The organism is Mycobacterium sp., assembly GCF_044342925.1.
In the GTDB taxonomy this organism is placed as follows: Bacteria; Actinomycetota; Actinomycetes; order Mycobacteriales; family Mycobacteriaceae; genus Mycobacterium.
Window position 1 is genome coordinate 1 of the sequence record NZ_JBIIOV010000154.1, and the last position, 7,818, is coordinate 7,818.

General features: G+C 68.0%; 10 protein-coding genes. 2 read left to right on the forward strand and 8 right to left on the reverse strand.

What is annotated here, in order from left to right; genetic code table 11:
• Positions 1 to 36 precede the first annotated feature (36 nt).
• Entirely contained in the window at positions 37 to 933 is an 897-nt protein-coding gene (locus ADBZ6I_RS14230; RefSeq protein WP_526384910.1) for an HAD family hydrolase, read from the forward strand.
• 47 nt (positions 934 to 980) lie between these two features.
• Positions 981 to 1,487 (forward strand): FAS1-like dehydratase domain-containing protein, encoded by a 507-nt coding sequence (locus ADBZ6I_RS14235; RefSeq protein WP_526384912.1) that lies wholly within the window; start codon positions 981 to 983, stop codon positions 1,485 to 1,487.
• A 9-nt stretch (positions 1,488 to 1,496) separates the two neighbouring features.
• Here the strand turns inward: ADBZ6I_RS14235 and ADBZ6I_RS14240 are convergent, their stop codons facing one another.
• The 8 genes from ADBZ6I_RS14240 to ADBZ6I_RS14275 all read right to left on the reverse strand — a co-directional run.
• Complete coding sequence (locus tag ADBZ6I_RS14240; protein ID WP_526384914.1) at positions 1,497 to 2,522, reverse strand: lysophospholipid acyltransferase family protein; 1,026 nt, start codon at positions 2,520 to 2,522, stop codon at positions 1,497 to 1,499.
• A 2-nt stretch (positions 2,523 to 2,524) separates the two neighbouring features.
• A complete protein-coding gene (locus tag ADBZ6I_RS14245) occupies positions 2,525 to 3,613 on the reverse strand; it encodes an SDR family oxidoreductase (protein ID WP_526384916.1) in 1,089 nt (362 codons plus the stop codon).
• Between the two features lie 77 nt (positions 3,614 to 3,690).
• Positions 3,691 to 3,792, reverse strand: coding sequence for a 30S ribosomal protein bS22 (locus ADBZ6I_RS14250; RefSeq protein WP_003402602.1), 102 nt, complete (start codon positions 3,790 to 3,792; stop codon positions 3,691 to 3,693).
• 128 nt (positions 3,793 to 3,920) lie between these two features.
• Entirely contained in the window at positions 3,921 to 4,187 is a 267-nt protein-coding gene (locus tag ADBZ6I_RS14255) for a helix-turn-helix domain-containing protein (protein ID WP_313676472.1), read from the reverse strand.
• Positions 4,188 to 4,325: 138 nt separating this feature from the next.
• A complete protein-coding gene (proC, locus tag ADBZ6I_RS14260) occupies positions 4,326 to 5,186 on the reverse strand; it encodes a pyrroline-5-carboxylate reductase (RefSeq protein ID WP_526384918.1) in 861 nt (286 codons plus the stop codon).
• 11 nt (positions 5,187 to 5,197) lie between these two features.
• The gene (locus ADBZ6I_RS14265; RefSeq protein WP_526384920.1) at positions 5,198 to 6,085 is read right to left on the reverse strand and encodes an acyl-CoA thioesterase; all 888 of its coding nucleotides are present in this window, start codon (positions 6,083 to 6,085) and stop codon (positions 5,198 to 5,200) included.
• Positions 6,086 to 6,097: 12 nt separating this feature from the next.
• On the reverse strand, positions 6,098 to 6,943 hold the full coding sequence (locus ADBZ6I_RS14270) for a sugar phosphate isomerase/epimerase family protein (protein WP_526384922.1): 846 nt from the start codon (positions 6,941 to 6,943) through the stop codon (positions 6,098 to 6,100).
• 4 nt (positions 6,944 to 6,947) lie between these two features.
• A partial coding sequence (locus ADBZ6I_RS14275; protein ID WP_526384924.1) for an Rv0497 family membrane protein occupies positions 6,948 to 7,818 on the reverse strand: 871 nt, incomplete at its 5' end.

Consider the following 7,818-nt stretch of genomic DNA (forward strand, 5'->3'; position numbering starts at 1 on the left):
GGCCAGTCTGACACCTTCGCGGATAGGGTGAGCAGCATGGGTTCCGGGGACGAACAGGCCCTTGCCGGCGATGCCAGCGCTGAACGGGCCGTCGGGGGCCTTGTCGCCGACGCGCGCCTGGCGGCCAAGGCCGACCAGCGGCCGGACACTGTCCCGCTCCGCGACCTGACCGCCGCGGCGTTCTTCGACGTAGACAACACCTTGGTACAGGGCTCGTCGCTGGTGCACTTCGGACGCGGTCTGGCAGCACGCAAGTACTTCCAATACAGCGAAGTCTGGAAGTTCATCTACGCCCAGGCCAAGTTCCAGCTGACCGGGCGGGAGAACAGCGAGGACGTCGCCGAGGGCCGGCGCAAGGCGCTGGCGTTCATCGAAGGCCGCACCACCGCGGAGTTGACCGCGCTCGGTGAGGAGATCTACGACGAGATCATCGCCGACAAGATCTGGCCCGGCACCCGCGCGCTGGCCCAGATGCACCTCGACGCCGGCCAGCAGGTCTGGCTGGTCACCGCGACGCCCTACGAACTGGCCGAGATCATCGCCAAGCGACTCGGGCTCACTGGCGCACTCGGCACAGTGGCCGAGTCGGTGGATGGTGTGTTCACCGGCCGGCTGGTCGGCGACATCCTGCATGGGCTGGGCAAGGCGCACGCGGTGCGGGCGCTGGCCATCCGGGAGGGGCTGAACCTCAAACGCTGCGCGGCCTATTCCGACAGCTTCAACGACGTGCCGATGCTGTCGCTGGTCGGTAGCGCGGTAGCGATCAACCCCGACGCCGACCTGCGCGAACTCGCGCGGGAAAAGGGCTGGGAGATCCGCGATTTCCGCACTGTTCGCAAGGCCGCCAAGATCGGGGTGCCCTCGGCGCTGGCGCTGGGCGCGGTCGGCGGTGCGGTCGCGGCGGCCGTCTCGCGACGCCAGGAGCACGAGTAGCCTCCGCCCGAACCGGACGCGATGGGCTCGCGCGATAGGCTCCCCGCATGTCCTTCGCCAGCGACATCATCGGAACCCACTACCGCTACCCGGACTACTACCTGGTCGGCCGCGAGAAGATCAGGGAGTACTGCAACGCTATCCAGTGCCAGGACCCGATCAGCCTCGATGAGAACGCCGCCCGGGCCGCCGGCTACCCCGATGTCGTCGCGCCGCTGACGTTCATCGCGATCCCCGGCCGTCAGGTGCAGCTGGACATCTTCCGCAACTTCGATGTCGGCATCAACATCGCCCGGGTCATCCACCGAGACCAGAAGATCACTTACCACCGGCCGATCTGCGCCGGGGACAAACTGTTCTTCGACTCCTGGCTGGAGTCGGTGGTGGAGTCATTCGGCGCCGTCATCAGCACGCTGCGCACCGAGGTGACCAACGCCGACGGCGAATTGGTGATGACGACGCTGGTCACCATGTTCGGTGAGTCGGCCGGCTCCGAGGAGGACAACGCGCAGGTGGCCGCGATCGCGGCGGCCGCACTGGGCCGCAGGAACTAGCCGGCCGGTTCAACCCAGGAACGTATTACGCCGCTGGCTGAGCAGGCTGAACAGCGTCTGCTGAATGGTCTCGCGCACCTGGTCGGTGATCTCGAAGGTGGTCATCGGGTCGTCAGCCGCGGTCTCGTCGTACCCGGTGGTGTCGATCGGCTCACCGAAGGCGATGTGCCACTTGGACGGCAACGGCACCAGTCCCGCCGGTCCGGCCAGCGGGAACAGCGGCGTGATCGGGAAGTACGGCACCCCGAGCACCCGCGCCAGCAGCTTGACGTCGGCGACCATCGGGTAGATCTCCTCGGACCCGACAATCGAGCAGGGGATGATCGGCGCCTTGGCCCGCAGCGCTGCCGACACGAAGCCGCCGCGGCCGAACCGCTGCAGCTTGTAGCGATCCCGGAACGGTTTGCCCAGGCCCTTGTAGCCCTCGGGGAACACCGCGGTCAGCTCGCCGCCGCTGAGCAGACGGTTGGCGTCGGTGTTGCAGGCCATGGTGTGACCAGCCCTACGGGCGATCGGGCCGATCACCGGCATGTCGAAGACGATGTCGGCGGCCAGGAGTCGCAGGTCGCGGTGCGCCGGGTGATGATCGCGGACGGCCACAGCCAGCATCGGGCCGTCGAACGGCAGTGTGCCCGCGTGGTTGGCCACCACCAGGCCGGCGCCGCTGGAGGGCAGGTTCTCGATACCGGTGACCTCGACGCGGAACCACTTGTCGTAGAAAAACCGCAGCGTGGGCAGCACCACGGCGTCGTTGTACTGCGGGTCGAAGCCGAACTCGTCGACGCTGTAGTCGCCGGTGAGCCGCTTACGCAGGAAGTCGGCCATCCCGGCGATGCGGGCCACCAGGTCGTTGGTCGGCGAATCGGTGCGGTGCTGGTCGAGCTCGCGGATGACGGCGTCGATGTTTTCCTCGGAGGACAGCTGCGCCGACACCGACGGATGTCGTCGCAGGGCGCCCGCACGCTGCGCGGAACGCGAAGCCGCACGGCCCAAATCGGCATGCAGCGGAATGACTTTCGCCTTCTCACCGGTCACGGTTACACCCCCCGCTTTTCATCTGAGCCTCCCCACCGCTGCGCCAAGGACAACGCGCGGCTCTCCACAGAGCGTACCCACTCCGGGTTGATGATGGGTGTCAGCCCCCGGCCGCGGACGAAATCGTCGAACGCCTCCAACGTCGTCCATTTCGGCTCAAAGCCGAGTTCGGCCCGCATCCGGGTAGTATCCATCACTCGCCCATAGCTCAGGTAGTCCAGCTGATCGCGGGTCATCTCGCTGTTGGTGGTCGCTTTGCGCACTGAGTCCGCCGCCCGCATACCGAAGGTCGGCACCGCCACCGGGAGCCGCCCGGCGCGCCGGACGGCCTGCGACATCATCATGATGCCGTCGGCCCCGACGTTGAAGGTTCCGGCCCGCCCGGCCATGGTGGCGCGTTCCAGCGCACCTAGCGCGTCCTGTTCGTGCAGCAGCTGCAACCGCGGGTCGTGGCCAAGAACGGTCGGGACGAACGGACCGGACAGGTAGCGCGCCAGGGCGGTGTCCATGGCCGGGCCGATCATATTGGCCAGCCGCAGGATGGTCACCGCGATGTCGGGCCGGCGCCGACCCAGCCCGCGCGCGTAGCTCTCGATGTCGATGCTGTCGCGGGCGAAGCCCTCGCCGGGAGGCCGGCGGCTGCTGCTGTCCTCGGTGTGCACCACGGGGTCGTTCGGGTGTGACCCGTAGACCTCTGACGTGGACTTCAGGATCACCCGGCGCACTGAGGGCGCTTTCTGACAGGCCGCGAACAACTGCATCGCGCCCATCACGTTGAGCTCTTTCAGAGTTGCCCGACCACCGGACCGCGGAGCGTAGGAAGCGGCAGCCGCGTGCACCACCGTGTCGACGTCGCTGTTGCGGATCACCTTGGCTATGAACGGATTCCGGATATCGGCGCGGACGAACTCCGCGCGACCCATCCGGCGCTGCAGATCCTTGCTGGGCGCGATCGCGTCGACCGCGATCACTGTGTTGATCAACGGGTTCTGCGCCAGCCTGGCGGTGAGGTATCCACCGAGAAAACGACACGCGCCGGTGACCAGCACCACTTTCGGGTAGTGCGGTAGGTCGGGCCGGCCGGATTCCATGCGCTAGAGCCTAACGACGATCGCCCCAGCTGGCACGGCAAAGCCGTGCGCGGCGCGTGAGGCGGGTCAGCCTGGGGCTACTTACCGAGTTTTCTGCGCTGAACCCGGGTACGCCGGAGCAGCTTGCGATGCTTCTTCTTGGACATGCGCTTACGCCGCTTCTTAATGACTGAACCCATGAACTCCGCTACCTAAGTACCAATGCCCGATGCCGGGCGGCCTGTGTCGGGGTTACCTTAACCCAAGTGGCTGGGGCGACCGTCAGCCGGCTCTCTCGCGGCTGAGTACGCACCCCGACCCCCCGCCCCTACCCAGCGTCGAAGTACGACGTCTCCAGGAGATCGTGGACGGCTTTGGCGTGCACCCGGAACGAGCGGCCCACCCGGACGGCCGGCAGTTCACCGTTGTGAACCAACCGGTAGACCGTCATCTTGCTGACCCGCATCAGGGATGCCACCTCGGCGACGGTGAGGAACTGAGTTCTGGTGACCGGCTGCGCATCGGCCGCACCGGCGTCGCGCGCCGACTTGCCGCCGGCGGAGTCCCGCCCCGAGGGCCCGTTCATAGAGGTCATCGCAACCCATTCCGTCAGGCACGGGCAGTTCCAGCGGCTTCCCCACCGCTGGCACCGACCCATGCGTTACGAGGAGAATAGCGTGGCCAATGGGGTTACTGCGACGGGTGTTTGTTAATCCGCCAGAGATTTCTCAAACTACTCGGCTGTAATTCCTAGCTGCTCAGACCGGGTTTTCGCGCCCTCAACCGCGGCGGCGACGGCCGTCCGCAGCCCACACCGCTCCAGTTCGCGCAGGCCAGCAGCGGTCGTGCCGCCCGGCGAGGTCACCATGGCGCGCAGCTCGACCGCCGCGGTGTCCGGGCGCCCTGACTGCTCGGACCGCGCCGCATGGACGCGATCGACCAACATCGCCGCCGAACCGGCCATCGTCTGCACGGCCAGATCGGTGGCCACCGCGCGGGTCAGCCCGGCCGCCACGCCGGCGTCCACCAGGGCCTCCACGAACAGGAAGAAGTACGCCGGACCTGAGCCGGACACCGCGGTGACGGCGTCGATCTGGCTTTCCGGGACGGTGAGCACAGAACCGACGGATGTGAAGAGCTCGGCTGCGTGCGACAGCTGCTCGGCGGTGGCGAACCGGCCCGCTGCCAGTGCGCTGACTCCTTGGCCCAGCAGCGCCGGGGTGTTGGGCATCACCCGGATCACCGGTGAACCGGCGGTCAGCCGTGACTCGTAGAAGCTCGTCGTCACCCCGGCGACCACGCTGATGAGAACCTGCTCGGCGCTGGTGGCGTCGGCCGCGGCTGCCACCGCGGCGATCTCGGCGGCCACTGATTCCACGTCGCCGGGTTTGACGGCCAGGATGAGGAACTCCGCGGTCTCCACCGCATCAGCCAGCGGGGCAACCCGGACCGAGTAGGTCCGCGTGAGGTACTCGGAGCGTCCGGTCGACTTCTCGGCGACCACCAGATCCCTGGCCGGATGCCCGGAGTTGATCAGGCCGGCGAGTAACGCCTCGCCCATGTTGCCGCCACCGATGATCGCAATCCTGGCCATAGCGCAAGACCCTACCCAGCAGGGACCAGGGCTAGCTGGCGGGTTTGCACGACGATTCGCCCGGTGCTGTCCATGACGGTGTGATCCTCGTCGAACCAGTCCTGCCCGATCTGGGTAGCGGTGCACACCACCCGCAGCCAGCCGTCTGCCGGCAGCGCCCGCAGATACGCCGTCAACTGCACGGTCGGTGCCCAGCCGCGCCGGCCCACCGCGTAGGGAACCGGCAGCGAGATGTCGCCGCACATCAGCGCGAAGAGTTCGTCGACCGCCCCGTCGCGGGGCCGCACCCAGATCCGGAACACCGGCGCCTCACCCGTCGCTAAAGACTCGACCACCAGCGGCCGGATGTCGCAGCCGCGGGCAAGGTGGTTGATGTCGGCCGCCGGGTCGCCGGGGCCGATCGACAGTGCCTCGGCGGGCGGTTCCGGCGTCATCAACTCGGTCACGGCGGCGTCGGCGAACAACGGCTGGGTCTGGTGCTCGGGTTCGCCGAGCGTCACCACCGCACGCACGCATACTCTTCCCCGGTCGCTGCGCTCCTGCCCGCCGGAGATTCTTCCCAGGTCGCTGCGCTCCTGCCCGCCGGAGATTCTTCCCCGGTCGGTCAGCTCGACGTCGACCAGCCCGACCCGGCGTCCTCGTTTGCGCACCACGGCGGTCAGGCGCACCTCACCGGGATCGGGCGCAGCCAGAAAGTTGGCCGACACCGCCACCGGGTGAGCGGTGCCGCCGTAGGCCTCACGAGCGGCCTTGGCGCACAACGCCACCATCACGCCGCCGTGGACCTTCGGTCCGATGGTCCAGTGCTCGTTGAGCAATCCCGCGAATTCGCCCGCGCATCCGTCGACCGGACGCAACGCCATCGCGTCGGAGAACCGCGGGATGGTCTCCGGAATCATTGGAAGCCTTTCTCAGCGCAGCAGATTGGTGCGCGCGAACTCCAACGACTCGGTCAGCAAGGCATCACGTTCGGCTTTCGTGCGCGCACCCGAGGTGGTGACCTCCAGAACAACGTGCCCGCTGAAGTCGCTACCGGCCAGCATCTGGCAGATCTCCTGGGCCGGCTGAGTGCCGCGGCCGGGAACGAGGTGTTCGTCGGTGGAGGCACCGGTGCCGTCGCACAGATGCAGGTGCACCAGGCCGTCCCCCATCCGGCGGGCCATGTCCAACGCGTCGGTGCCCGCGGTGGCGGAGTGGGACAGGTCCAGCGTGTAGTGCGCGTGGTTGCCGTCCAGCGGGTCGTAGGAGGGCGCGAAGGCGGAGACCGCCGCACCGGGCCGGCCGCCGCGCTTGCGCATCCGCTCGATCGAGGGCTGCCGGGAGCCGAAGAACCGGTCGGCCCGGAACGGGAACATGTTCTCCACGGCGACCATGACGTCGCTGCGGTCCTCCAGCCAGGCGATCTGGTCGCTGAAGCCGTCGGCGTATCGACGCTGCCAGCGGAACGGCGGGTGCACCACCACCGTCTGTGCGCCCAACCGCTCGGCGGCCTGCACACTGCGGTTGAGCTTGGGGATCGGATCTGAGCCCCATACCCGCTGCGAGATCAGCAGGCAGGGCGCGTGGACCGACAGCACCGGGACGCCGTAGCGCCGGGACATCTGGGAGATCGCGCCGATGTCCTGGCTGACCGTCTCGGCCCACACCATGAGTTCGACGCCGTCGTAACCCAGTTCGGCGGCGGCCTCAAACGCGGCTTCGGTCTTCAGTGGATAGACCGATGCCGTCGATAGGCCGACCTTGATCGCTGGGCGCACAGGGTCAGGTGGATTGCAGGGCGAGCGGACCCAGGGTCACCAACAGGCCGACGGCCACGGCGGTCAGCGTGCTGACGATGTCCTCGGTCTTGCGAACGATCCGTACCCCGGCGGCCAAGGTGAGGACCACCAGAACCGTCAGCACGAGGGCGACAAGGTTGTTCCAGCGCCACAGCTGGTCGAACGCGATGAACAGCCCAGCGCCGAACACCACGGCCAGCAAGGATTGCACCACGGCCACCAGGCCGTTCCACACACCTTCTGCTATCCCTCGCGACCCGCTGGGTGCCGCCGGGACCGCTGCGACCGCCGCCACCTCGGTGTGCCCGTCCCGGCCGGTCTCACCATCGTCGTAGTCGTAGTCACCGGATTCGCTGAGCGGCCCCCGCCGGGCCATATCGTCGGCGATCGTTCCGCCGGAGAACAGCGTCCCGCTGGAGGCCTGCAGGTAGGAACGCCACTCGTCGCTGTGCTCGTCGACGAGATCGTCGAGATCCACCGACTCGTCCACCGGGTCGTAGGTCATCTGCTCGGCGCCGGAGGAGCGTCGCTGCGGGCGGGGGTCGTAGCCGCGTTCGAGGCCGGGCCGGGCGCGCTGCGGCAGCGGATCGCTGGACTTCAGCGGTGCCGGACGGGCGGATTCCGGCTCCTCGACGACGGCCGGTTCCTCGTAGGTGACGGCCTCCTCGTAGGTCACCGGCTCGGCGTAGGTCACCGGCTCGGCGTCGGTCACCGGCTCGGCGTACGTGACCGGCTCGGCGTCGGTCACCGGCTCGGCGTCGGTCACCGCCTGCTCGTAGGTGGTGGCGTCTTGGTAGGCAACCGGCTCGGCGTAGACGACCTCGGTGCTGACGGTCTCGCTATAGACGACGTCG